The following is a 24,291-nucleotide window of genomic DNA, read 5'->3' on the forward strand; positions in this document are numbered from 1 at the left end:
GGTCGGCGAAGCTCGGCACCGGCATCACTCCCGGCCCAGGTCACGGTGCACGACCTGGACGCCGACGCCGGTCGCGGCCAGCCGGGCGCCGAGCTCCTCGGCGACGGCCACGCTGCGGTGCCGCCCGCCGGTGCAGCCGACGGCGAGCGTCAGGTACCGCTTGCCCTCGCGCAGGTAGCCGTCGCCGACCAGCCGCAGCAGCTCGGCGTACCGGTCGATGAAGTCCTGGGCCCCCGGCTGGTCGAGGACGTAGTCGCGGACCTGTGGGTCCCGGCCGGTGAACGGCCGCAGCGCCTCGACCCAGTGCGGGTTGGCCAGGAACCTGCAGTCGGCGACCAGGTCCGCGTCCAGCGGCAGGCCGTAGCGGTAGCCGAACGAGACGACGGTGGCGTTGAGCCGGTTGCCGCCCGGCTGGCCGAACGCCGCGTCGATCTTCGAGCGGAGCTCGTGGACGTTGAGGTCGGTGGTGTCGAGCACCAGGTCGGCTTCGCCCCGCAGCTCGGCGAGCTGGGCCCGCTCCCGGCTGATCCCGTCGACGACCCGGTCCGCGCCCTGCAGCGGGTGGGGCCGGCGGACGTGGTCGAAGCGGCGGATGAGCGCGTCGTCACTCGCCTCCAGGAACAGCACCCGGGGCCGCATGCCCGCGGCGTCAAGCGCGTCGATCGCCGCCCGCAGGTCGGCGAAGAAGGCCCGGCCGCGGACGTCGACCACGACGGCGATCCGGCTCACGCCGCCACCGGACCGACGGCCCAGCTCGGCCATCGTCGAGAGCAGCCCCGGCGGCAGGTTGTCGACGACGAACCAGCCGAGGTCCTCCAGGCACTTCGCCGCGGTGCTGCGGCCGGCCCCCGAGAGGCCGGTGATGATCGCGAGATCCAGCGTCGAGGCACTGCTCGGCGTGCTGGTCGCGGTGCTGGTCATGGCTTGTTCCCCCTTGTCACCGCGTGTTCTCCGTTGGCTCCGGAGGCCCCGTCCACCGTGGCGGCGCCGGCGGGCGCCTCGACCGGCGTCGTCGCTCCCGCATCCGACGCTCGGCTCCCGGTGGACGTTGCCTTCCCGGCCAGTCTGGGCCGCCCGTCCGGGGCGGTCCGGCGCGCCGCCGAACCCCCCGACGCCGTGGGCGCCGCCGCGCCGGGCGGCGTCTCGAGGATCTCGCCGGTGAGCGGGTCGACGGCGGGCGCCGGGGCGCCGGGGGTGCCCGGCCCGCTGGTCGCCAGCGCGGCCACGATCACCTCGGCCGTCCGCGGGCCGATCCCCGGGACCGTCGCGATCTCCTGGGCGCTCGCGGCACGCAGCTTCGCCACCGAGCCGAACGTCTTCAGCAGCGCCTTGCGCCGGGTCTCACCGAGCCCGGGGACGCCGTCGAGCAACGACGACATCATCGAGGCGGACCGCTTCTGGCGGTGGAAAGTGATCGCGAACCGGTGCGCCTCGTCGCGGACCCGCTGGAGCAGGTAGAGCGCCTCGCTGGTGCGCGGCAGGATCACCGGGTCCGGGTCGTCTGGCAGCCACACCTCCTCCAGCCGCTTGGCCAGCCCGCACAGCGCGACGCCGCCGGGCCCCGGGTCGATCCCCAGGTCGCTCAGCGCGCGGGCGGCGGCGGCGACCTGCGGTGGGCCACCGTCGACGACGACGAGGTTCGGCGGGTAGGCGAACCGGCGCGGCCGGCCGTCGACGACCAGCGGCTGCGGGCCGTCCGGCGAACCGGCCTCGGCGCCGGCGGCCGCGGGCGTGTCCTCGCCCGCGGCGGGCAGCTCCCCGGTGCGGGACAGCTCGGCCAGGTACCGGGAGAACCGGCGGCTGACCGTCTCGTACATGCTCGCCGTGTCGTCCTGCTCGTTCCCGTCCCGGCGCGCGGCGCCCCGGATGGTGAACCGGCGGTACTCGGACTTGCGGGCAACGCCGTCCTCGAAGACGACCATGCTGGCGACGACGTCCTGGCCCTGGGTGTGCGAGATGTCGAAGCACTCGATCCGCAGCGGGGCGTCAGCGAGGCCGAGCGTCTCCTGCAGCTCGGCGAGGGCCAGGCTGCGGGCGGTCAGGTCGCTGGCCCGCTTCGTGCGGTGCAGGACGAGCGCCTGTTTGGCGTTGCGCTCGACCGTCTCCAGCAGGGTCCGCTTGTCGCCGCGCTGCGGGACCCGCACCTCGACCCGCCCACCCCGGTACCGGGCGAGCAGCTCGCTGACGGCGTCCCCGTCGGTCGGCAGCTCGGGGACCAGCACCTCACGCGGGATGTCCGCGTGCCGGCCGCCGCCGCCGCACAGGGCGGCCGGTGCGGCGGCCGCCCGCGAGGGACGGCCGCGGCGGAGCACGTCGCCGGCGTCCTCGGCGTCGGCGTCGGCGTCGGCCGGCTCGGTTCCCGGAACCGTCGCACCGGTCCCCGTCGCCGCGGGAGCCGGGCCTCCCCGGCTCAGGTCGCCGAGGTCGACATCGCCCAGGTCCTTGTCCCCCAGGTACTCCTGGGTGAGGAACTGCTCGACGAGGTTGGCGGTGGTGACGTCGGCGAGCTTGTCCACGACCCAGCCGCGCTGGCCGCGGACCCGGCCGCCGCGCACGTAGAACACCTGGACGGCCGCTTCCAGCTCGTCCTCGGCGAAGGCCACCACGTCGGCGTCGGTGCCGTCGGCCAGCACGACGGCCTGCTTCTCCATCGCCCGGCGCAGCGCGCCCGCGTCGTCGCGCAGCCGGGCGGCCCGTTCATAGTCCTGGGCGTCGGCGGCCGCTCGCATCTCGTCTTCCAGCCGGCGCAGGAACCGGCCGGTCTGGCCGGCCATGAAGTCGCAGAAGTCCTCGACGACCTGGCGGTGCTCCTCCGGAGTGACCCGCCCGACGCACGGCGCGCTGCAGCGGTCGATGTAGCCCAGCAGGCACGGCCGCCCGACCTGCCCGGCCCGCTTGAAGACACCGGCGGAGCAGGTGCGGGCCGGGAACACCCGCAGCAGCAGGTCGAGCGTCTCGCGGATCGCCCAGGCGTGCGCGTACGGCCCGAAGTAGCGGACGCCCTTGCGCTTCGGCCCGCGCATGACCTGGAGCCGGGGAAACTCCTCCTGCAGCGTCACCGCGAGACTCGGGTAGCTCTTGTCGTCGCGGTACCGGACGTTGAAGCGCGGGTCGTACTCCTTGATCCAGGTGTACTCCAGCGCGAGCGCCTCGACCTCGGTGGACACGACGGTCCACTCGACGGAGCTCGCCGTGGTGACCATCGTGCGGGTACGAGGGTGCAGGGCGAAGACGTCGGTGAAGTAGTTGTTGAGGCGGGCACGCAGGTTCTTGGCTTTGCCGACGTAGAGCACGCGGCCATGGGGATCCCGGAAGCGGTACACGCCCGGGGTCTCGGGAATCGAGCCCGGCACGGGCCGGTAGGACGCCGGATCAGCCATAGGTCGAGCCTACGGCCGCCAGCGTCACGGTCAGACAGCGCCTGCACGTAACCATTTCATCACGCAGAGCGTTGGCGCTCGTCACGGGGTGGCCCCTGAACCGGGGTACTCCGTGTCCTCACCGTGTCCTCTCGGGCGCCGCGACGGCCCACCAGGTCTCGCGGCGCACGACCTGCCACCCGCCTGTCGCGGCCGCGCGGAACGCCGCGTCTGAGGGCTCGGGCCAATTCCCCAGGCAGGCGGCCCGCGCGGGCGAGAGCCGCCGGACCGCGCGCCTCGGGGCAGGGGCACCGCCGGGCCTACTTTTCCCTGTCCGTTAGCGGACCCGCCTGCCCGCCAAGGCCTTTGACCCCCTACCTTGGACGTAGCGTGTTTGCGCGAGTGCGCATCGCGTGCCCGGCCCGACCTGCCACGGCGCCATGGGCCGTACGCCCACCGGCGCGGGCGTCAGCTTCTCCGCACCACAGCAGGACCGCACACCAGGCAACGGAGCCGTTCCACGCTCTCCGTCTGTTCACCGCAAGCACAGGCGGCGCACCGGGAAGCACCGACCGTTTCCGGGCGAGCACGCAGCCGCGGCAGACAACACGTCAACGCCGACAGTCGCGGGTCCTTCGACACCCCGACTGGCACCTGGGACCCGACGCTGCGACCCTCGACTCAGCAACTCGGAGACTCAGGAGCTGGGAGACAACGGCGCGCCGGCCTGGGTAGGCACATGAGGGAGGGACCCACCCGTGCAGGGTCTGGACGTCACCACCGAGTTCGTTCTCGACGACGCGTCGACAAGCGGGCGGATCACCGTCCTCGTTGTCACCTGGCGGGCCTGCGACCCGCTGGCCGTGAGCCTCGCCCTTGTCTCCCGCCCGGACCACCCGGCGCTGCCGCAGGGCAACTGGGTGGCCCCCCGGGACGCGCTGCGCGCCGGGCTGGACGCACCGACCGGCGACGGGGACGTGCGTTTCACCCCGGACCCCGGCAGCGCCGAGATCACCCTCGATCTGACGGACGGCGACCGCCATTCGACCGTCGTCCTGGAGGCCGAGTCGCTTCGCGCCTTCCTGGAGCGGACCGAGCGGCTCGTCCCCGCCGGTCAGGAGCACCCCGAGCGCGAGCTCGACGCCGTCCTCGACGACCTCCTGCGCGCCTGACCCACCCGGCAGCGGCGAAGGCGGGGGGATGACAGACACGACCGCTCAGGAAGCCCATCAGGACCGTCGGCCGACCCCTCGCCGCGCCGGCGCCGGGACCAGGCTGACCTGCCTGGGCCCGTCCGCCGAGCCCGCATTCGCCGCGGTGACCAGCGCCGCGGTGGTCGCGGTCACCGAGGACGGCGCACTGCTACTCGCCGACCTCGCCCGCGGCGTCGACCTGCCCGGCGGCCACGTCCAGCGCGGCGACGCCTCACCGGAGCGGACCGCCCGGCGGGAGACCTGGGAGGAGGTCAGGGCCGAGCTGGCCGGCCTCGTCCTCGTCGAGGTCGTCGAGTCGGACTACTTCGGACCGGACGACCTCACCTACATGCTCATCTACGCGGCCCGGCTACTGAGCCTCCAGCCCTGGACGGGCGGGCACGAGTCGGCCGGGCGCGTCACGCTGGCTCCCGCCGACTTCCTGGCCCGCTACCAGGGGACGCACCCGGACCTGATGCGCCACCTCGTCACAAGCGCCCTCGCCGCGCTGGCGGCCAGGTAGGCGTCGGGTCGTTCGCCCTGGCCGGAACCGGGCCCGGCCCACGACCATCACGTAGTGCTCGGCCAGCCCGGCCTCGACAGGCCAGGCCTGGGCCCCAGGTCAGGCTGCTCCGATGGTGGCGGTGAGGACGGCCGCGTCGGCGTGTGCCGACTTCTCGGCCCGGCCCTCGAAGATCTCCCGCAGGAAGACACCGGTGTGGCTCGCCTGGTTCGCGGCGACGGACTCCGGCGGGCCCTCGGCGACGACCCGACCGCCGCCGCTGCCGCCTTCCGGCCCCATGTCGACGATCCAGTCGGCGGTCTTGATGACATCGAGGTTGTGCTCGATGACGATGACCGTGTTGCCGGCGTCGACGAGGCGGCCGAGCACGCCGAGCAGCTTGCGGATGTCCTCGAAGTGCAGGCCGGTCGTCGGCTCGTCGAGGACGTAGACGGTCCGGCCGGTGGAGCGGCGCTGCAGCTCGGAGGCGAGCTTGACGCGCTGCGCCTCGCCGCCGGAAAGCGTCGGTGCGGACTGGCCGAGCCGGACGTAGCCGAGGCCGACCTCGTCGAGCGTCCTCAGGTGGCGGGCGATGGCCGGGACGGCGGCGAAGAACTCGGCCGCCTCCTCGATCGGCATGTCGAGGACCTCGGCGATGTTCTTGCCCTTGTAATGCACCTCAAGAGTCTCCCGGTTGTACCGGGCACCGGCGCACACCTCGCAGGGCACGTACACGTCCGGCAGGAAGTTCATCTCGATCTTGATGGTGCCGTCGCCCGAGCACGCCTCACAGCGGCCGCCCTTGACGTTGAACGAGAACCGGCCGGGCAGGTAACCGCGGACCTTCGCCTCGGTGGTCTCGGCGAACAGCCGCCGGATGTGCTCGAACACGCCGGTGTAGGTCGCCGGGTTCGAGCGCGGGGTGCGCCCGATCGGCGACTGGTCGACCCGGACGACCTTGTCCAGGTGGTCGAGGCCGGACACGGTCCGGTGCCGGCCTGGGACCTCGCGGGCGCCGTTGAGCTTGTTCGCCAGCACCGCGGCCAGGATGTCGTTGACCAGCGTCGACTTGCCCGAGCCGGACACACCGGTCACCGCGACCAGGCAGCCGAGCGGGAACGAGACGGTGACGTCGCGCAGGTTGTGCTCCCGGGCGCCGTGGACCGTGAGCATCCGGCCCTTCGTCGTCGGCCGGCGGACCGCGGGCACGGGGATCGAGCGTCGGCCGGAGAGATAGGCGCCGGTCAGTGACTCCTCGCTGGTCAGCAGGTCGGAGACCGGCCCGGAGACGACGACCCGACCGCCGTGCTCGCCCGCGCCGGGGCCGATGTCGACCACCCAGTCCGAGGCCAGGATCGTGTCCTCGTCATGCTCGACGACGATCAGCGTGTTGCCCAGGTCGCGCAGCCGGACCAGCGTCTTGATCAGGCGCCGGTTGTCCCGCTGGTGCAGGCCGATCGACGGCTCGTCCAGGACGTAGAGCACGCCGACGAGGCCGGAGCCGATCTGGGTCGCGAGCCGGATCCGCTGCGCCTCCCCGCCGGCGAGGGTCCCGGCGGCCCGGTCGAGCGAGAGGTAGTCCAAGCCGACGTCGAGCAGGAACGCCAGCCGCGCGTCGATCTCCTTGAGCACCCTCCCGGCGATCGACTGCTCCCGCTCGGTCAGCTCCAAAGTCGTCAGGTAGTCGGCACAGTCCCGGATCGACAGTGACGAGACCTCGGCGATCGAGTGGCCGCCGACAGTGACGGCCAGCGACTCCGGCTTCAGCCGGGCGCCGCGGCACCCCGGGCAGGGCACGTCGCGCATGTAGCCCTCGTACCGCTCCCGGCTGGCGTCCGACTCGGCCTCGCGCAGCCGGCGCTCCAGGAACGGGATCACGCCCTCGAAGGCCGTGTAGTAGGACCGCTTGCGGCCATACCGGTTGGTGTAGCCGACGTGGATCTCGGTCTCACCGCTGCCGTGCAGCACCGCCTTGCGGGCCCGCTCGGGCAGCCCCTCCCACGGGGTGTCCATCTTGAAGTGCAGGTCCTCGGCGAGCGCGCTCAGCAGCCGCTCGAAGTACTCCTTGTTGTGCCCGCCGGACCAGGGGCCGATCGCGCCCTCGGCGAGCGACAGCGTCGGGTCGGTGACGACGAGCTCCGGGTCGACCTCCTTGCGGGTGCCGAGGCCGGTGCACTCGGGGCAGGCGCCGTAGGGCGTGTTGAACGAGAACGACCGCGGTTCGAGCTCCTCGAACGACAGGTCGTCGAACATGCAGGCGAGGTGCTCGGAGTACATCCGCTCGCGGTCGTCGTCCTTGGGGTCCCGGTCGACGAAGTCGACGAGCACCAGGCCGTTGCCCAGGCGCAGCGCGGTCTCGACCGAGTCGGTCAGCCGCCGCTTGGCCGTCTCCTTGATGGCGAGCCGGTCGACCACGACCTCGATCGTGTGCTTCTTCTGCTTCTCCAGCTTCGGCGGGTCGGTGAGCTGAATGACCGACCCGTCGACCCTGGCCCGGGAGAAGCCGGACGTCTGGAGCTCCGCGAACAGGTCGACGTACTCGCCCTTGCGGCCGCGGATCACCGGGGCGAGCACCTGGAAGCGGGTGCCCTCCGGGAGCTCCATCAGGCGGTCGACGATCTGCTGGGGGGTCTGCCGGGAGATCGGCCGGCCGCACTTCGGGCAGTGCGGGCGCCCGGCCCTGGCGAACAGCAGCCGCAGGTAGTCGTAGACCTCGGTGATCGTCCCGACCGTCGAGCGCGGGTTGCGGTTGGTCGACTTCTGGTCGATGGAGACGGCTGGTGACAGGCCCTCGATGAAGTCGACGTCGGGCTTGTCCATCTGGCCGAGGAACTGGCGCGCGTAGGCCGAGAGCGACTCGACGTAGCGGCGCTGGCCCTCCGCGAAGATCGTGTCGAACGCCAGGCTGGACTTCCCCGAGCCGGACAGCCCCGTGAAGACGATGAGCCCCTCGCGGGGCAGGTCGAGGTCCACGTCCCGCAGGTTGTGCTCACGCGCGCCCCGTACGACGAGCCGGTCCGTCATCTGGGTTTCCTCACGTCCTGTCGGTCCTGTCGCTCCTGGCACCGCCGTGGCCGGACCCGACGGCCGACCGGCGGCCGAGCTCCCACCAGCCCACACCCGGGGTGACCCGCCCCGTCCACGGCTCACGCACCAGCCCGCATGGGCGCCACGCCGCTCGCCCGCGGGGCCGGGGCACGCCGCACCCGCTCGCTCGTCCCCTGACAACCCGGCCGCGGTGAGCGCACTCCCACCGTAGGGATGGGGTCTGACACTTCTCGGCCGGCGGGGTGGGCCGCTCGGCCGACCCGTGCTCTGCGTGGTTTCGCCACGCGGAGCCTCCGAACCGGGCCGAACGCTCGTTCGATAGTAGCGAGCGCCGGGACGGGTCCCGGGCAGGGGCCGCCGGATGCCACGCCGCCGCCACGGCTACGCCAGGCACGCGCGGCCGCCCACCCCCCGAGCGGCGGGCAGCCAGCCGCCCAGCCTCGCCGAGCGTCCATCAGGCGGCGCGAAATGACCTTGGCCGACGTCCGGGAACGTCTTCCGTGTGAACAACAGAATTCACGGTGAGGCCCGGCAGGGGCAACACCTATTGCGCGGCGACTCGCCGGACCGAATTGCCGGGAGGGGCCCGGACCACCTGGCTACGGTGACGCGGGGCGGCTTGCCAGCAGCCCTTTTCACGACGATGCGCGGCCTCGCCGCGCCCCGGAGAGCGGACATCATGCACATCCTCCTCGCCGTCGTCGTCTCCCACGGCGGCTCGCCGCACCTGGCCGGGCTCCTCGGCGCACTCACCACCCTGACCGGCTGCAGGGTCGCCCTGGTCGAGAACCAGCCAGGCCACTCGCATCACGACGCTCCCGCCGGAGTGCGCGTCTACCAGGGCCACGGCAACATCGGCTACGGCACCGCGGTGAACCTGGCGGTCCGGCACACGCTCGACGACGAGCCCGGACAGGGTGGGCGGCCCGGCTGGGTCCTCGTCGTGAACAGCGACGTCGCCATCCCCGATGACACCCGGGAAATGCTGCCGAAACTTCTCGCGCAGGCACCCGCCGATGTTGACGTGCTCGGATTTGGAATGTGCACGGATGACGGCGGTCCCGGCCGTTCGACCGCGGTCCTGCCGAACAGGCGGACCAGTGCGTTCACCGCGGTGCGCGGAGAGGCCGCGGCGATCGCCCGGTGGCCGGCGCTGCGCTATCCGGTCGGCGCCTTCTTCGCGATTCGAACCGACATGTTCCTGCGGATCGGCGGGTTCGACCCGACCTTCTGGCTCTATTACGAGGAGACCGACCTGTTCGCCCGGCTGCTCGCCGCCGGCGGCCGGATCGGCTGGTGCGACGGTGCCTGGCCGGTACGCCACACCGGCGGCACCACCGCCGGGCAGGCCGCGGAGCTGCAGCGCGAGCTGGGCCGGGCGGCGGTGCCGTACGCCCGCCGCCACCGCGGCTCCACCGGCCGGGGCTGGCTGCTGGTCCATGCGGCACAGCTGGTCCTGCTCGTCGCCCGCAAGCTGGTCACCGGGCAGTGGCCCGACGCCACCCGGGGCGTCCAGATCCTCGTCGGGATGCTCCAGGGGATGCTCTGGCCAGGCTGGGAGCCGGCGGTTCGGTCCCGGTGGCGGGCGGTACCGGCACCGGCCCGGCGCAGGCTCGCGGCCCTGGACGCCGTGCCTGGGCCTGGCGACGGGCCCGCCGTCCACGGCTGACCGGCGCGGCCATCGACGGAGCCTGCCGGGCTCGCGCCTGGTACTCCTGGCACGGAGCCCGGTCCAGGCGGGAAGAATGACGGTGACGAGACCGGGACCGGCGGGCCGGAGGGCAAACGATGAGCGTGCGCGAGTACACGGGCGACGTCACGGTGGGCGGGCCGGCCGACGTCCGGCAGCTGCCGGGCCTGACCATCACCAAGGTCGCCGTCGGCCCGTTCGACAACAACTGCTACCTGCTGCGCTGCACCACGACCGGCGAGCAGCTGCTCATCGACGCCGCCAACGAGCCGGAGACCCTGCTGCGCGTCATCGGCGACGAGGGCCTGGCGACCGTGGTCACGACCCACCGCCACCCGGACCACGTCCAGGCCCTGTCGGACATCGTGGCCGCGACCGGCGCCACTACCGTCGCGCACCCAGACGACGCCCCGGCGATCCCCGTACCGACGGCCACCCTGCTGGGTGACGGTGAGGAGATCCGCGTCGGCCAGGTCGCCCTGCGCGCGATCCACCTCGTCGGTCACACCCCGGGCTCGGTCGCCCTGCTCCATGACGCCGACCCGGCCGCGCCGCACCTGTTCACCGGCGACTGCCTCTTCCCCGGCGGCCCCGGCAACACCCGCGACGACGCGGCGGCCTTCACCTCGTTGATGGACGGCCTGGAGGCCAAGGTCTTCGGCCCGCTCCCCGACGCGACGTGGATCTACCCCGGCCATGGCAAGGACTCAACCCTGGGCCACGAGCGCCCACACCTGGCCGAGTGGCGGGCCCGCGGCTGGTAGCTCGGCCCGGTAGGCCTAGTACGGAAATCGGGCCCAATTCCCGGCGCTGAGGTGGCACCGTGACGGTATGACTGCGGCCGGGTCGCGAGCGCGACCAGACCCGCCGGCGGATGCAGCCGAGTCGACGGCGGCCGGCTCGGCGCCGGTGGCGGTGGCGGTGGCGGTGGCGGTCGAGTTCACCGAGGGCGAGGCGGCGGCCGTCGCGGTGGCCCTGGTCGCGCTGCCTGACGGGCCGCTGGCCGACGCCGCGCGGGCCGCGCTGCACAAGGTGCTCACCGCGCTCGGGCCGGCTGGGCAGGAACGGGTCGTCGAACGGGCGGCCGAGGTGTGGAGGCGCCCGGACGGGCTGCCTCGGTCAGCGGCGACGCCCGTCATCGAGGACGCGATGCGCAGCGGCGTCGCCGTCACGATCGACTACGTCGACGCCGCCGGGCGGCCGAGCCACCGCCAGGTCGAGCCGCACGCGTTCGCCTACGCCCGGGGCAGCTGGTACCTGCTGGCCTGGAGCCTGGACAAGGACGCGCCACGCTGGTTCCGCTGGGACCGGATCGGCCACGCGGAGCTCACTGAGATCCCGATCCAGTGGCGCGAGGCCTTCGCCGCGTTCCCCGCGCCGAGCCCGCGCTTGTAGCGCCCAGCCCGCGGGCGCGGCTGTCAGCCGTCAGGCCGGCGCCGGTGCTCAGCGCCCCGGGTGGTGGTGCGGCCGGCTGAAGCCCGCGACGACCGCGCGACCGCGGGCCGGCGCCGTCTCGATCGCGCGGCGGATCTCCAGCGGCCCGACGACGCCGACGACGCGCGGGCTGCCGGCGGCGTCGCGCTGCTCCCCGTCCAGCACGAGGACGCAGCCGGCCGCGGGCTGCTCGGCCAGCCGCGGCGCGACGACGGCCAGCGGCTCGTCGGGACGCGCCGTCGGGACCGCCGACATCGGGATCGTGACCCGGCTGACCCGGGCCAGGTCCCGGTCGTCCAGCGGAACCGCGGCCAGGGCGCGGGCAAGGGCGACGCCGGCCAAGGTGTCCTCGACCTCGTGGACCGTGAACAGCGGGGCCACCAGCGCGCCCGGCCGGACCACCTCGGCGAGCGCGGCGTCGACGGTCTGCCAGGCCAGCAGCCTGGGCGGCGGTGGCGCCATGACGTCTCGGATGAAGACCCCCTCCAGCGCCGTGCCGGCCCGCTGGCGCGCCTGCTCCAGTCGCGACGACGCGAGCGCCATCCAGCCCAGCAGCACCGCCCAGAGCCCGACGAAACCGACCAGGAAGCAGGCGGCGACGCCGGCGGCGAGCAGCACCCAGCCCGTGATCACGCCTGTCCTGGCGACCACGGCCGCGGCCCGGCGCGGGCCGCCGCCGCGCCGCAGGACGAAGGCGGCGAGGACGCGCCCGCCCGGGGTGCGCGGCGAGGGCAGCAGGTCGACGAGCGTGATCAGGAGGGTGAAGGTGCCGACCCACAGGGCGACCCGGGCCGCCAGCTCGATCGTGCCGCCGGGCGCGAACACGCCGAGCGCGGTCAGCGCCGCGCCGAGCAGCAGGGTGGTCAGCAGCCCGGCGCGGGCGATGGCGGCGTCGGCGCGCGGGTCCAGCCCGGTAGGCCCGGGCTCGCCGGGCCGCTGGGCCGGCGAACCGGGAGCGGCGGCGCCGCCAGGCGGCTCCGCCGGATAGGGCTCCGCCGCACCGACGCCGGAGGTCCCGACGCCCCAGATCATCTCGTCGGGGCCGCGGCGGAAGCCGCCCGCGGGTACCGGCGGCCGGCCGAGCATGAGCCTGCTGCCGAACGCGCCGAGCTGGATCGCGTGGACCTCGACACCCGCGCGCCGGGCGGCGAACGACCGGGCCAGGTCAGCCGTGACCAGAATTCCCACCAGCAGCAGGGCGCCGAGGAGGCCGGCGCTGAAGTAGGCCGAGCCGGTCCGGTTGGGGACCGTCACCGGGAGGGTCAGCCAGCCGAGCAGGGCGGTGACGATCGCCACCGAGACCGCCAGGCCCGGACGCACGACGATCCTGGGCAGTCGACGGCCGCTGCTCGCGTCTTGGGTGCCCATGGTCGTCCGGCTCCTCTCGGGGACTCGCTCATCGCGTCCCTGTTCCTATCCCCCAACGACTGTCGTGCCCCTCGCCCTCCCGTCCGAACCGGGATGTCCGGCCGGCACCCGGCCATGGTGACGCCCGTCTCCGACAGGTTCGGCCGACCGGCCAGGGCCGTGCTCCGAGGCGGCCGGGCAGCCCGGCGGAAACTGTCGGACGGGTGTGGTGTTCTGGTCCGTATGAGCACGACGTCCGAACGACCCGCGGCGCCTCGACCCGAAGCGACACGGCACGAAGCGACACGGCACGAAGCGATGGCGCCCGCCACGGTCAGGCCGAGCGTCGCCAACCGACCCACCGTGAACAACAAGCGCTCCGCCACGCCGTTCAAGGTCGTCTCCGACTACCAGCCGTCCGGTGACCAGCCGGCCGCGATCAAGGAGCTGGCGCTGCGGATCCGGGCGGGCGAGAAGGACCTCGTGCTGCTGGGCGCGACCGGCACGGGCAAGTCCGCGACGACGGCGTGGCTCATCGAGGAGCTGCAGCGCCCAACCCTGGTCATGGCGCCGAACAAGACGCTGGCCGCCCAGCTCGCCAACGAGTTCCGCGAGCTGCTGCCGCACAACGCCGTCGAGTACTTCGTCTCGTACTACGACTACTACCAGCCTGAGGCGTACATCGCCCAGACGGACACCTACATCGAGAAGGACTCCTCGATCAACGAGGAGGTCGAGCGGCTGCGGCACTCGGCGACGATGAGCCTGCTGACCCGCCGGGACGTGATCGTGGTGGCCAGCGTCAGCTGCATCTACGGCCTCGGCACCCCGCAGGAGTACATCGACCGGATGGTCCAGATCTCCGTCGGCGAGGAGATCGACCGGGACCTGCTGCTGCGCCGGCTGGTGGACGTCCAGTACGCCCGCAACGACCTGGCCTTCGACCGCGGCACGTTCCGGGTCCGCGGCGACACGGTCGAGGTGTTCCCGGTCTACGAGGAGCTGGCCGTCCGGATCGAGCTGTTCGGCGACGAGATCGAGCGGATCAGCTACCTGCACCCGCTGACCGGCGAGATCGTCCGTGAGGTCGAGCAGGTCTTCATCTTCCCGGCCAGCCACTACGTCGCCGGCCCGGAGCGGATGGAACGGGCGATCGCGGGCATCGAGGAGGAGCTGGCCACCCGGCTGGAGCAACTGGAGGGGCAGGGCAAGCTGCTGGAGGCCCAGCGCCTGCGGATGCGGACCACCTACGACATCGAGATGATGCGCCAGGTCGGCTTCTGCTCGGGCATCGAGAACTACTCGCGCCACATCGACGGCCGCGCCGCCGGCACCGCGCCGCACACCCTGCTCGACTACTTCCCCGACGACTTCCTGATGGTCATCGACGAGTCGCACAACACGGTGCCGCAGATCGGCGGCATGTACGAGGGCGACATGTCCCGCAAGCGCAACCTCGTCGACCACGGCTTCCGGCTGCCGTCCGCGACCGACAACCGGCCGCTGCGCTGGGAGGAGTTCCTGGAGCGGGTCGGCCAGACGGTCTACCTGTCGGCGACCCCCGGGCCGTACGAGCTGGGGAAGGCCGACGGCATCGTCGAGCAGATCATCCGGCCGACCGGCCTGATCGACCCGGAGATCGTGCTGAAGCCGACGAAGGGCCAGATCGACGACCTGATCCACGAGATCCGGCTGCGCGCCGAGCGGGACGAACGGGTTCTCGTGACGACGCTGACCAAGAAGATGTCCGAGGACCTGACCGACTACCTGCTGGAGCTGGGCATCCGGGTTCGCTACCTGCACAGCGAGGTCGACACGCTGCGCCGGGTCGAGCTGCTCACCGAGCTGCGCCGCGGCGACTACGACGTCCTCGTCGGCATCAACCTGCTGCGTGAGGGCCTCGACCTGCCCGAGGTCTCGCTGGTCTCGATCCTGGACGCGGACAAGGAGGGCTTCCTGCGCTCCGAGCGGTCCCTGATCCAGACGATCGGCCGCGCGGCCCGCAACGTCGCCGGCCAGGTCCACATGTACGCCGACAAGATCACCCCGTCGATGCGGACCGCGATCGACGAGACCAACCGCCGGCGCGCGCTGCAGGTCGCCTACAACGAGAAGCACGGCCTCGACCCGCAGCCGCTGCGCAAGAAGGTCATGGACATCCTCGACGACATGGTCCGGGAGAACGCCGACGGCGAGATGTACGGCGGTGGCCGGGCCCAGTCCCGCGGCAAGGCGCCGGTGCCCGGGATGAAGTCCCGTGGCGGCAAGCAGGATGCTGTCGGCCGCTACGCCGCGGAGCTGGCCGGTATGCCCCGCCACGACCTGGCCAACCTCATCCGCCAGCTCGACGACCAGATGCACGAGGCCGCCAAGGAACTCCAGTTCGAGCTGGCCGCCCGCCTGCGCGACGAGATCGCGGAACTGAAGAAGGAGCTGCGCGGGATGACCGCCGCCGGCGTCGAGTAGCTGGACGTGGTGGCCGCCAACCTCGGGAGCAGGGACAATCAGCTCATGAGCATGATCAGCGTTCCCGTTGACATCACCCTCAGCGATGTGGCGGCCATCGGCCAGGCCGACGAGCTGCACCGCTACGAGCTGAGTGACGAGGGAGAGCTGCGGGTCATGATGACGCCGACGCCGGAGCACTCCCGGATCGTCATGCGGCTGACGGCCTGGTCCGGTGGCGGGCGTCAGCCCGACCTGACGGTGTGGGCGGACGCGGCGCCCGATGTCGGCGTCGCGTCGGTCTACGTCCCGGTCGACGGGCTGCAGGTCGTCATCGAGGTGATCTCGCGCGGGCCCCGCCAGAACGATCTGGTCGACAAGGTCGGCGAGTACGCCCGCGCCGGGATCGAGCGGTACTGGACCGTCGAGCAGGGCGGCACCCAGCCGGTGACGTTCCGAACCCTGGGCACGGGCGGCTACTCGTCGGCGGGGCCGCGTCCGCTGGACTGGGTCCTGAAGCGCCAGCCCATGGACTTCGGAGCCAACTGACCTCGTCGCGTTCGGGTCGCCGGCGGCATGACGCCACCCCTCGGCCTGGCCGGAAGACCGGCCAGGCCGAGGGGTGGACGCGGGTTAGCTGATCTTGATGCTGGCCAGGAGCGCTGTGGTCTCGGCGGGTTGTCGCTGTAGTCGAGGACGCGGAACGGGAGCTGGGGCAGGTACCAGCTGCGCGGGTGGAAGGTGGTGAGGCTCCTGACGGTCCCGGCCGTGCGGCCGAGCTGCCGCGCGGTCTCCGCCTCACTGAGGTCCTCGTAGTGGCGCAGCACGACCGCCGCCCGCTGCCGGGCCGGCAGCCGGCGCAGCGCTACGACCAGCCGGGCCCGCTCGTCGGCCGCTGGGTGTCAGGAACCCGACATCCCGGCTTGGCCGGCCCCCTGCCGCCGCGCGTCGCCCCGGCCGTCCCCCGTGATCGGCCTGGCGGCCGCGCCGGTCACCTTTCGTCCGGACGGAGGCCGACGGCGGCTCGCTCAGCCCCCGCCGGGGTCCGCCGGCGCGATCTGGCCGGACCGCCTGCGCCGGTCGCGGGCCAGCAGCGACCGCGCGGCCAGGCGCAGCAGGCCGGCGGCGAGCAGCGCCACGAGCCCCTCGGCAACGTGGCCGTCCAGCCAGGCGACGAGGGTGCGCCCCCACGGAGACACCGCGCGGGCGGCCAACAGGTATGCGGCAGTCTGGAGGGCCATGCCGGGGACGACGAAGCTCAGGAACCGCCGCCAGGAGACCCCGCTGCCGCCGAGGGCGGCGTCGACCGCCGGGTTGGCGTTGACCAGGCAGACGTACAGCAGCATGCGCTCGGTCGAGCGCCGCGACAGCGCGCCGACGACGCGCCGCCCGCCGGGGCGCACCACCAGCACCGAGCGCAGGTCGTTGCGGGCGATGCCGAAGTAGCCGACCCGCACGAGCGCGCGCAGCGGCACCGCGATCAGGACCGCGGGCAGGAACGGCACCGAGCCGCCGACCAGGAGCATGACCGACCAGGTCGGCCGCAGCGCGAGGAGCAGCAGCGGGGCGCCCGGGGCCAGCCGGGCGAGCAGCGCCAGCCCGAGGGCGCCCCCGCCGTACAGCACGGCCAGCAACAGCACCGGCCAGGTCCGCGACACCCAGCGAGCCCGCCGACGCGGCGGCGGGCTCAGCTCGGACGCGCTCGGCACAGGCCGGCCTGGCTCAGACGGGCTCGGCCCCGCCGGCTCGGCTGCCGTTCCCGGCCTCGTGCCCACCACTGGTCCAGGATGCCTGGTCCGTCGCCGGCGGATGGACCGACCCGAGCCGCGCTCCGGCGCCCGCGGTACGGCAGACTCGGCGACGTGGCGAGGGTGGGACTTACCGGTGGGATCGGGTCAGGGAAGAGCGCCGTGTCGAGCCGGCTGGCCGAGCACGGCGCCATCGTGATCGACGCGGACAATCTCGCCAGGGCGGTGGTCGCGCCTGGCACCCCCGGGCTCGCCGCGGTGGCCGCGGCCTTCGGCCCGGGCATCCTGCGCCCGGACGGCAGTCTCGACCGCGAACAGCTCGGGACGGTCGTCTTCGCCGACCCGGCGGCGCGCCGGCGGCTGGAGGGCATCACCCATCCGCTGATCCGCGACGAGACCGCCCGGCAGTTCAGCGCCCCGCCGCCGGGGGCCGTGGTCGTCCACGACATCCCGCTGCTGGTCGAGGCGGGGATGGCCAAGGGCTACGACGTCGTGGTCGTCGTCGAGGCGCCCCGCGAGCTGCGGCTGGAGCGGCTGGCGGGCCGCGGCCTCCCCCGTGACCAGGCCGAGGCCCGGATGGCCAACCAGGCCTCCGACGAGGACCGCCGTGCCGTCGCCGACGTCCTGCTCGACAACTCGGGGACGCTCGCCGACCTGCACGCCCAGGTGGACGCGCTCTGGCTGGACCTCGTCGCGCGCCGGGACGCCGCCGGCTAGGACCACCCGCCACCTGCGCCGGGCCGGCCGCTACCGCCGAGCCGATGAGTCGCGCCATCCTGGGGCGTCTCACAGACGTGGACATGCCACTGGTGCGGGCGGAGCGACGCCGTGGCCGCCCTCGACGGCCCCGGGCCAGCGACCTTCGGGCGGCCGCCGTCGCCCGGGTCTCCGGCCGGGCCGCGAGGGCCGAGCGCTGACGGACGACGTGCGGGAGCTGTCCTACCTGGGCACCCGCCTCCCGCCGAACCTGCGGCTGCGCACGGTCGTCGTGGCGGCCGGGGACTCCGTCGCGTTCCGGCGGGCCGACTGGGTCGACACGCTCGTCGTCGTGGAGCGTGGCGAGCTCGACGTCGTATGCCAGGACGGCACCCAGGCCACCTTCCGGGCCGGCGCGGTTCTCGTGCTCGACCTGCCGGAGCCGCGGTGGCTGCGCAACCCGGGGGACGGTCCGCTCGTGCTGTCCGCGCTGTCACGCCGCCAGCCGCCGGGCTGAGCCAGGCCGGCCGCCGGCCGATGACGGCCCGAAACGGCCGTGGCGGCTTTCCGGATGTCCGCTCTCCGACCGCGACACAACTGGACAACGCATGGCCGACACGGAAAGGTCGGTCACGTTGCGCATCAGCCCTCCGGGCCGGTGTCCGGTCGCACCGACCTGGCCGGACCAGGCCCACAACGCCGCCTCAGGCCGCCGGGAACGCAGGCCACACGCGTGCGCACGCCCGGCGGCCGTGTTGGGAGCCGACCGTGAATCCCCAGTCTCTGTGTACCCCTGTCCGGCACTGCGCCGTCCCGCCGAACCTGCTCGAACGGATCATCCGAAACGGCACCGACGAGCAGCGCGACTGGGCCCTGCAGACCCTCGCTCTGGACAACACGCAACGCACCGTCCGCGTGCACAACGCGCTCGTCACCGAGTTCTGGGGCGGCCGGCGCCCCCGGCCCACCCCGGCGCCGAAGCCGGCCCCGACCAGCGGGCTGCGCCGCACGATCGACGACGAGAAGGGCAGCGAGAACCTGCCCGGCACCACGGTGCGCACCGAGGGCCAGGCGCCGACCGCCGATGTGGAGGTCAACGAGGCGTACGACGGGCTCGGCGCGACGTACACCTTCTACTCCGAGGTCCTGTCCCGGAACTCGGTCGACGACCACGGCCTGCCGCTGATCGCCTCGGTCCACTACGGCGACCACTACGACAACGCCTTCTGGAACGGCGACCAGATGGTCTTCGGCGACGGCGACGGTGAGCTGTTCAACCGGTTCACCGTCTCGCTCGACGTGATCGGCCACGAGCTGACCCACGGCGTCACGCAGTACACGGCCGGGCTCGCCTATCTCAACCAGGCCGGGGCGCTCAACGAGTCGGTCAGCGACGTCTTCGGTTCGCTGGTCAAGCAGTACAAGCTCGGGCAGAAGGCGTCGGACGCCGACTGGCTGATCGGGGCCGGCCTGCTGGCCCCGGGCGTGCAGGGCGAGGCGCTGCGGTCGATGAAGGCGCCGGGAACCGCGTTCGACGACCCGACGCTCGGCAAGGACGACCAGCCGGCCAAGATGTCCGGCTATGTTTACACCACTTCGGACAACGGCGGCGTGCACACCAACTCCGGCATCCCCAACCACGCGTTCTACCTCGCCGCCATCGCGCTCGGCGGGCACGCCTGGGAGAAGGCCGGCAAGATCTGGTACGCCACCCTGACCTCGGGGCGGGTCAAGGCGAGCTCCACCTTCGCCCAGTTCGCCACCCTCACCGTCTCCGAGGCCAGGACCCTCTTCGGCTCGACCGAGGCGCAGGCCGTCCAGGACGCCTGGAAGCAGGTCGGCATCAAGGTGTGACGACCGCGAGCCGCCGGCCCTGGGCCGCGGCGCGACGAGCCGGGCCACCTGGCCCGGCTCGTCGCGCCGCCTCGACCGGGCGGCGACCGACGTAGGTCCCAGCTGGGTCCAGGCGGCAGACCGCACCATGGGGCAGAAACGGAGGCGTCAGACCAACGGAGGTGTCGGTCCAACGCCGGCGTCACACCAGCTGAAGCGTCCGGCTGACGGGGGCACCGGTCAGAAAATGGCGTCGACGGGACGGCGGATCAGGGGGACAACGGCCAGATCGGGGGGACAATGGAGCTCATGAGGGACTGTCGGTCATGAGCGGCGACCCACGAGTCCGGGTCGTGCTGGAACGGTCGGGTGGTTTCGCGGGCCGCACGATCCGGCGCGGGCTGGACACCGCCGTGCTGCCTGCCGGCGATGCCGCGGCGCTGCGCGCGCTTGTCGCAGGCCTCCCCGCCGCGCCGCCGGCCCGGCCCGCGGCGGCGACCGGCCCGGACCGGTTCACCTACGCCGTCGAGGTCGACGCCGGGGACCGCCACGACGTGCACCATTTCGCCGAGCCCGTCCCCGAGGCCGCGAAACCGCTCATCCAGCTGCTCTCCGCGGCACCGCTGCTCCCCGCCCGCCGCTGACAGACCACCCGGGCGTTCGTCCGCATCCCAGGCGGGCCGCCGCACGGGTCTCGCGGCGCCCACTGCCTCGCCGCCGGCCGTTGCCGCACCGCCGGGCATCTCATCCCGCAGCCGCGTCCCGGAGCCTCAGTTCACTCATCCACCAGGGCTGCGGCCGTACCTTGATCCGCGACCACCAGGTGCGAGTTCAGACTGGAACCGCGAGGTGGCTTCGCAGTCGACGACCGCGGCAGGATGAAGGCGCGCCCCACCGGCACGGCGGGGACCAGGCAGAAAACCGTTTGTTCGCTGTGCGGATTTACTCCATTCTGGTCAGACCCGGGCGGCACTTGTCGGGCGGATTACCGGCAGATCACCTTTGGTGTGCCGGCGACCACGACTGTCCCGCCGTAACTCACCCGAAGGAGTGTTTTCCGTCATGATGCCGCTGGCGCGGCTCGGTGGGGCGCAGGCCCCGATCTGGCTGTGGACTCAGCCGGAGAACGTCGAAAGCGCCGCTCTCGACCAGCTGCGCGCGATCGCGAATCTTCCTTACATTCATCACCACGTTGCCGTGATGCCCGATGTTCATCTCGGCAAGGGCGCGACCGTCGGCTCCGTCGTGGCGATGCGTGACGCGGTCTCGCCGGCAGCCGTCGGCGTCGACATCGGCTGTGGGATGGCGGCCCTGCGTACCAGCCTCACCGCGGCCGACCTGCCGGACGACCTGGGCCCGGTCCGCTCGGCGATCGAGGCAGCGATCCCGGTCGGGCACCGAGGCCACACCGAGATCTCCACCCGGGTGCGCCGCAACGACGACCTGTGGGACGCCTTCGACCTGCTGCATCCGGCGGTGAAGGGCCGGCTGGACCGGGCCATGGCGCAGTTGGGCACGCTCGGCTCCGGTAACCACTTCATCGAGCTGTGCCTGGACGCCGACGACGCGGTCTGGATGATGCTGCACTCCGGCTCCCGGAACATCGGCAAGGAGCTGGCCGACGTCCACATCGGGGTCGCGAAGGGCCTGGCGCACAACGTCGGGCTGCCGGACCGGGACCTGGCCGTGTTCCTCGCCGGGACGCCGGAGATGGCCGCGTACCGCCATGACCTGCGCTGGGCCCAGGACTACGCGCGGCGCAACCGGGAGACGATGCTGGACCTGTACGCCCGCACGCTGCGCCAGTTCTTCCCGACGCTACGGGTGCCGTGCCCGCCGGCGGAGGGCCCGCGCGCCGGCGACGCCGCCTACGCCAGCGTGAACTGCCACCACAACTACGTCGCCGAGGAGCACCACTACGGCGGCGACGTGCTGGTGACCCGCAAGGGCGCAATCTCGGCCCGGTCCGGCGAGTACGGCATCATCCCCGGCTCGATGGGGACCGGCTCCTACCTCGTCCGTGGCCGCGGCAACCCGGCGGCGTTCGCGTCGGCCCCGCACGGGGCTGGCCGCCGGATGAGCCGGAACAAGGCGCGCAGGACGTTCACCGTCGACGACCTGATGGCCCAGACCGCCGGCGTCGAGTGCCGCACCGACCCGGGGGTACTCGACGAGATCCCCGCCGCCTACAAGGACATCGACGAGGTCATCGGATATAGCGACAGCCTTGTAGAAGTTGTGGCCCAGCTGCGCGCGGTGCTCTGCGTGAAGGGCTGACCGGCCGCGCCAGCCAGCAGGCCATGAGGTACGGAGTCGACGACACTCCGGTTACCGACAATCCCCCGTCCAGGTCATTCGACTGGTTGGCCGGCACCCACGTGCCGGCCAACCTGGCAAGTGAGCCGCCGTTGCTGGACAAGACCACGGCCACAGTCGCGACCATGGTCGATTGACGGAGGACCTTCCCCATTTTCGGATCTAACGGTGCTTCTAGTCCGTTAGATCCGTTGGATAGGTTGTCCGGGGTTGTCCCGGCTTCTGGCGCTTAGCGGAGGGAATGAGGCCCATGCCCGACGTCAGGGTGGAATCGGAGCGCGACGACCTCGCGGACCTCGCGGGGGACCAGCCGGATCAGGACCGGCCCGAGGAGGCCCTGCCAGGCTTCGACGCGGAGCGGCTGGAGATCCAGACCGGCGCGATGCGGGTCGCCGCGACCTTCGAGCCGCCGGTCCTGTCGATCGACGGCGACATTGACACGTCGGTGTTGCCCGCGCTCGTCGGCACGCTCGCCAAGGTCGCCCATCACGGCCGCGGCGACGTCCGGGTCGACCTGGGCCGGCTGCGCCGCGTGGACGTCGGCGGCCTGCGCGCGCTGGTGGCGTCCGCCGGCAACCTGCACCGCGACGGCCGCGGCCTGGTGCTGCACGCCGTGGCGCCCTGGCTGCTCGGCCTGCTGATCGTCACCGGCTGGGACGACGCACCCGGCCTTCGCCTCGTCCCGGGCCCGGTGCCAGCCGGCTGACCTCGGCGGCTCGCGCCAACGTCGTCCGTAGACTGGCCGCTCATGGCGGGGGTTGACCGGGACAGGCTGGCACGGCTGCTGGACGTCGAGACCACGCGGTTCGTCGCCGCCCACCCGGCCGCGGGGAAGGTGTTCGAGCGCGCCCGTGCCTCCCAGCTCTCGGGTGTTCCGATGAACTGGATGACGCGCTGGCCCGGCAGCTACCCCGTGGTCGTCGCGACCGCCGCAGGCAGCCGGCTCACCGACGTCGACGGGCACCACTACGTCGACTTCTGCCTCGGTGACACCGGCGCGATGGCCGGCCACTGCCCGGCACCGACGGTCGCCGCGGTCACCGCCCAGGCGGCCTCGGCGATCACCGCGATGCTGCCGTCGCCCGACGCCCCGGCGGTCTCCGAACTGCTCCGCGACCGGTTCGGGCTGCCGCTGTGGCAGTTCACCCTCACCGCCACGGACGCGAACCGGTTCGTGCTGCGGCTCGCCCGGCAGATCACCGGCCGACCGAAGGTGCTCGTCTTCGACCACTGCTACCACGGCACCGTCGACGAGACGGCCGCGACGCTCGACGAGCACGGCGTCGTCGTCGCCCGGCCCGGCACCCTGGGGCCACAGGTCGACCCGGCGCGGACCACCCGGGTGGTCCAGTTCAACGATCTGGCGGCGTTGGAGCGCGAACTCGCGCGCGGCGACGTCGCCTGTGTCCTCACCGAGCCGGCGTTGACGAACATCGGCATCGTGCTGCCCGACGAGGGATTCCACGCGGCGCTGCGGGCCCTGTGTGACGAGCACGGAACACTTCTGGTGATCGACGAGACGCATACGATCTGCGCCGGCCCGGGCGGATACACCGCGGCCCACGGGCTACGGCCGGATTTCCTGACGATCGGCAAGCCGATCGCGGGCGGCATTCCGATCGGCGCCTACGGGATGACGGCCGAGGTGGCCGCGAAGGTGCTCGAGCACGACATTCCGCAGCTTACCGATGTCAATGGTACCGGGGGCACTCTCGCCGCGAACCCGGTGTCGTTCGCCGCCGCGCGGGCCACCCTGGCCGAGGTGCTCACCCCGGCCGCGTTCGCCCGGATGATCAGCCTGGCCGAGCGGTTCGAGGCCGGCACGGCCGGGGCGTTCGCCGACGCCGGCCTCGGCTGGCAGACGGTCCGGCTGGGCTGCCGGGTCGAGTACATGACCCCGGTCCAGGACGCCCCCGAGGCGGGTGCGGCGACCGCGAACGCGGCCGGCCCGCGGCGGGCGCGCGACGGCGCCGAGGCGGCGGCGGCGTTCGACGAGCAGCTGGACGCCTACCTGCACCTGGCCCTGCTCAACCGGGGCGTGCTGATGACCCCGTTCCACATGATGGCCCTGATGTCCCCGGCAACGACCGAGGCCGACGTCGACGCCCACACAGCGGCCCTGCGCGACGCCCTGGGCGCGCTGACCGGTTAGAAGGCCCAGTCCCCTCGGGCCCGCCGAGAAGGCCGAGCCTGTCCCGGAGTCCCAGAGACGCGGCGCGCCGGCCAGGGCAAGCCCCGGCCGGCGCGCGCGAACCTACCGGCTGACTAACGCATGTCCGAGTGCGAGCGGTCGCGATCGCGGCTGTACTTGTGGCCGCGGCCGGAGCCGGCGAACATGTTCGGCCCGGTGCCACCGCCGCCACCGCGCCGGCCACGCATCGCGAACGGCCCGACGAGAGCAACCAGGGCGCAGGCGACACCGATCTGCAGGATGTGGCGGATCCAGTCGACCCCGCCGGTGTGCCGCACCCCGATGGCGCCCGCGATGACGTTTCCGATGAGCGCGCCGAGAATACCCAGACAGACAGTCGCCCACAACGGGACGCCCCCTCGGCGCATCAGCGCACGGGCGATCAGACCAATGATCGCCCCGCCGATCACGATCCACAGGATTTGGAACACCGCAGCCTCCGACGTGCTCGACGGTAAGGCAGGGAAAATACCCTCGCCCGCTGCGAGG

21 protein-coding genes are annotated in these 24,291 nt (G+C 72.7%); 14 read left to right on the forward strand and 7 right to left on the reverse strand.

Annotated features, from left to right (window positions below; translation table 11 throughout):
• Window positions 1-24: 24 nt before the first annotated feature.
• Together rapZ and uvrC are read right to left on the reverse strand one after the other, a co-directional pair.
• A complete protein-coding gene (gene rapZ / locus FRADC12_RS02440) occupies window positions 25-921 on the reverse strand; it encodes an RNase adapter RapZ (protein ID WP_045875387.1) in 897 nt (298 codons plus the stop codon).
• Window positions 918-3,380 (reverse strand): excinuclease ABC subunit UvrC, encoded by a 2,463-nt coding sequence (gene uvrC / locus FRADC12_RS02445; RefSeq protein ID WP_045875388.1) that lies wholly within the window; start codon window positions 3,378-3,380, stop codon window positions 918-920. Before uvrC ends, rapZ begins: the two co-directional genes overlap by 4 nt.
• Window positions 3,381-4,117: 737 nt before the next feature.
• On the opposite strand from uvrC, the gene FRADC12_RS02450 reads away from it, so the two are divergent.
• Together FRADC12_RS02450 and FRADC12_RS02455 are read left to right on the forward strand one after the other, a co-directional pair.
• The gene (locus FRADC12_RS02450; protein WP_045875389.1) at window positions 4,118-4,531 is read left to right on the forward strand and encodes an SsgA family sporulation/cell division regulator; all 414 of its coding nucleotides are present in this window, start codon (window positions 4,118-4,120) and stop codon (window positions 4,529-4,531) included.
• A 28-nt stretch (window positions 4,532-4,559) separates the two neighbouring features.
• Complete coding sequence (locus tag FRADC12_RS02455; RefSeq protein ID WP_045875390.1) at window positions 4,560-5,075, forward strand: NUDIX hydrolase; 516 nt, start codon at window positions 4,560-4,562, stop codon at window positions 5,073-5,075.
• 99 nt (window positions 5,076-5,174) lie between these two features.
• On the opposite strand, the gene uvrA is transcribed toward FRADC12_RS02455, so the two are convergent.
• On the reverse strand, window positions 5,175-8,078 hold the full coding sequence (gene uvrA / locus FRADC12_RS02460; protein WP_045875391.1) for an excinuclease ABC subunit UvrA: 2,904 nt from the start codon (window positions 8,076-8,078) through the stop codon (window positions 5,175-5,177).
• A 703-nt stretch (window positions 8,079-8,781) separates the two neighbouring features.
• Here uvrA and FRADC12_RS02465 point away from each other — a divergent pair.
• The 3 genes from FRADC12_RS02465 to FRADC12_RS02475 all read left to right on the forward strand — a co-directional run bounded on the left by FRADC12_RS02465 (window position 8,782) and on the right by FRADC12_RS02475 (window position 11,187).
• Entirely contained in the window at window positions 8,782-9,771 is a 990-nt protein-coding gene (locus tag FRADC12_RS02465; protein WP_045875392.1) for a glycosyltransferase family 2 protein, read from the forward strand.
• Between the two features lie 119 nt (window positions 9,772-9,890).
• Window positions 9,891-10,556 (forward strand): MBL fold metallo-hydrolase, encoded by a 666-nt coding sequence (locus FRADC12_RS02470; protein ID WP_045875393.1) that lies wholly within the window; start codon window positions 9,891-9,893, stop codon window positions 10,554-10,556.
• 67 nt (window positions 10,557-10,623) lie between these two features.
• Window positions 10,624-11,187: a helix-turn-helix transcriptional regulator gene (locus tag FRADC12_RS02475; RefSeq protein ID WP_045875394.1), complete on the forward strand. Its 564-nt coding sequence runs from the start codon at window positions 10,624-10,626 to the stop codon at window positions 11,185-11,187.
• 48 nt (window positions 11,188-11,235) lie between these two features.
• Here the strand turns inward: FRADC12_RS02475 and FRADC12_RS02480 are convergent, their stop codons facing one another.
• The gene (locus FRADC12_RS02480) at window positions 11,236-12,594 is read right to left on the reverse strand and encodes a zinc metalloprotease (protein WP_045875395.1); all 1,359 of its coding nucleotides are present in this window, start codon (window positions 12,592-12,594) and stop codon (window positions 11,236-11,238) included.
• A 297-nt stretch (window positions 12,595-12,891) separates the two neighbouring features.
• On the opposite strand from FRADC12_RS02480, the gene uvrB reads away from it, so the two are divergent.
• Both uvrB and FRADC12_RS28020 read left to right on the forward strand, forming a co-directional pair.
• Complete coding sequence (gene uvrB, locus FRADC12_RS02485) at window positions 12,892-15,039, forward strand: excinuclease ABC subunit UvrB (RefSeq protein WP_045875396.1); 2,148 nt, start codon at window positions 12,892-12,894, stop codon at window positions 15,037-15,039.
• A 45-nt stretch (window positions 15,040-15,084) separates the two neighbouring features.
• Window positions 15,085-15,567, forward strand: coding sequence for a Uma2 family endonuclease (locus FRADC12_RS28020; RefSeq protein ID WP_157488670.1), 483 nt, complete (start codon window positions 15,085-15,087; stop codon window positions 15,565-15,567).
• On the opposite strand, the gene FRADC12_RS34760 is transcribed toward FRADC12_RS28020, so the two are convergent.
• Window positions 15,495-15,893, reverse strand: coding sequence for a sigma factor-like helix-turn-helix DNA-binding protein (locus tag FRADC12_RS34760; protein WP_255355236.1), 399 nt, complete (start codon window positions 15,891-15,893; stop codon window positions 15,495-15,497). The two genes, FRADC12_RS28020 and FRADC12_RS34760, sit on opposite strands and share 73 nt — an antisense overlap.
• Before the next feature lie 153 nt (window positions 15,894-16,046).
• Window positions 16,047-16,676 (reverse strand): hypothetical protein, encoded by a 630-nt coding sequence (locus FRADC12_RS02495; RefSeq protein WP_232303564.1) that lies wholly within the window; start codon window positions 16,674-16,676, stop codon window positions 16,047-16,049.
• Window positions 16,677-16,889: 213 nt separating this feature from the next.
• Here FRADC12_RS02495 and coaE point away from each other — a divergent pair, with 213 nt between their 5' ends.
• The 7 genes from coaE to FRADC12_RS02530 all read left to right on the forward strand — a co-directional run bounded on the left by coaE (window position 16,890) and on the right by FRADC12_RS02530 (window position 23,763).
• Window positions 16,890-17,483 carry a dephospho-CoA kinase gene (gene coaE, locus FRADC12_RS02500; protein ID WP_045875397.1) on the forward strand — a complete coding sequence of 198 codons (594 nt, stop codon included), beginning with the start codon at window positions 16,890-16,892 and terminating at the stop codon, window positions 17,481-17,483.
• A gap of 208 nt (window positions 17,484-17,691) precedes the next feature.
• On the forward strand, window positions 17,692-17,979 hold the full coding sequence (locus tag FRADC12_RS02505) for a cupin domain-containing protein (protein WP_045875398.1): 288 nt from the start codon (window positions 17,692-17,694) through the stop codon (window positions 17,977-17,979).
• Window positions 17,980-18,230: 251 nt separating this feature from the next.
• Entirely contained in the window at window positions 18,231-19,316 is a 1,086-nt protein-coding gene (locus FRADC12_RS02510; protein WP_045875399.1) for a M4 family metallopeptidase, read from the forward strand.
• A gap of 305 nt (window positions 19,317-19,621) precedes the next feature.
• On the forward strand, window positions 19,622-19,939 hold the full coding sequence (locus tag FRADC12_RS02515; RefSeq protein WP_045875400.1) for a protealysin inhibitor emfourin: 318 nt from the start codon (window positions 19,622-19,624) through the stop codon (window positions 19,937-19,939).
• A gap of 418 nt (window positions 19,940-20,357) precedes the next feature.
• Window positions 20,358-21,572 (forward strand): RtcB family protein, encoded by a 1,215-nt coding sequence (locus FRADC12_RS02520; RefSeq protein WP_084010402.1) that lies wholly within the window; start codon window positions 20,358-20,360, stop codon window positions 21,570-21,572.
• 289 nt (window positions 21,573-21,861) lie between these two features.
• Window positions 21,862-22,317 carry an STAS domain-containing protein gene (locus tag FRADC12_RS02525; protein ID WP_045875401.1) on the forward strand — a complete coding sequence of 152 codons (456 nt, stop codon included), beginning with the start codon at window positions 21,862-21,864 and terminating at the stop codon, window positions 22,315-22,317.
• Window positions 22,318-22,359: 42 nt separating this feature from the next.
• On the forward strand, window positions 22,360-23,763 hold the full coding sequence (locus tag FRADC12_RS02530; RefSeq protein ID WP_045875402.1) for a transaminase: 1,404 nt from the start codon (window positions 22,360-22,362) through the stop codon (window positions 23,761-23,763).
• Window positions 23,764-23,876: 113 nt separating this feature from the next.
• Here FRADC12_RS02530 and FRADC12_RS02535 read toward each other — a convergent pair whose 3' ends face one another.
• Window positions 23,877-24,233, reverse strand: a complete 357-nt coding sequence (locus tag FRADC12_RS02535; protein ID WP_052710648.1) for a GlsB/YeaQ/YmgE family stress response membrane protein — start codon at window positions 24,231-24,233, stop codon at window positions 23,877-23,879.
• Window positions 24,234-24,291: the final 58 nt, after the last annotated feature.

It is taken from the genome of Pseudofrankia sp. DC12 (assembly GCF_000966285.1).
Classification (GTDB): domain Bacteria; phylum Actinomycetota; class Actinomycetes; order Frankiales; family Frankiaceae; genus Pseudofrankia.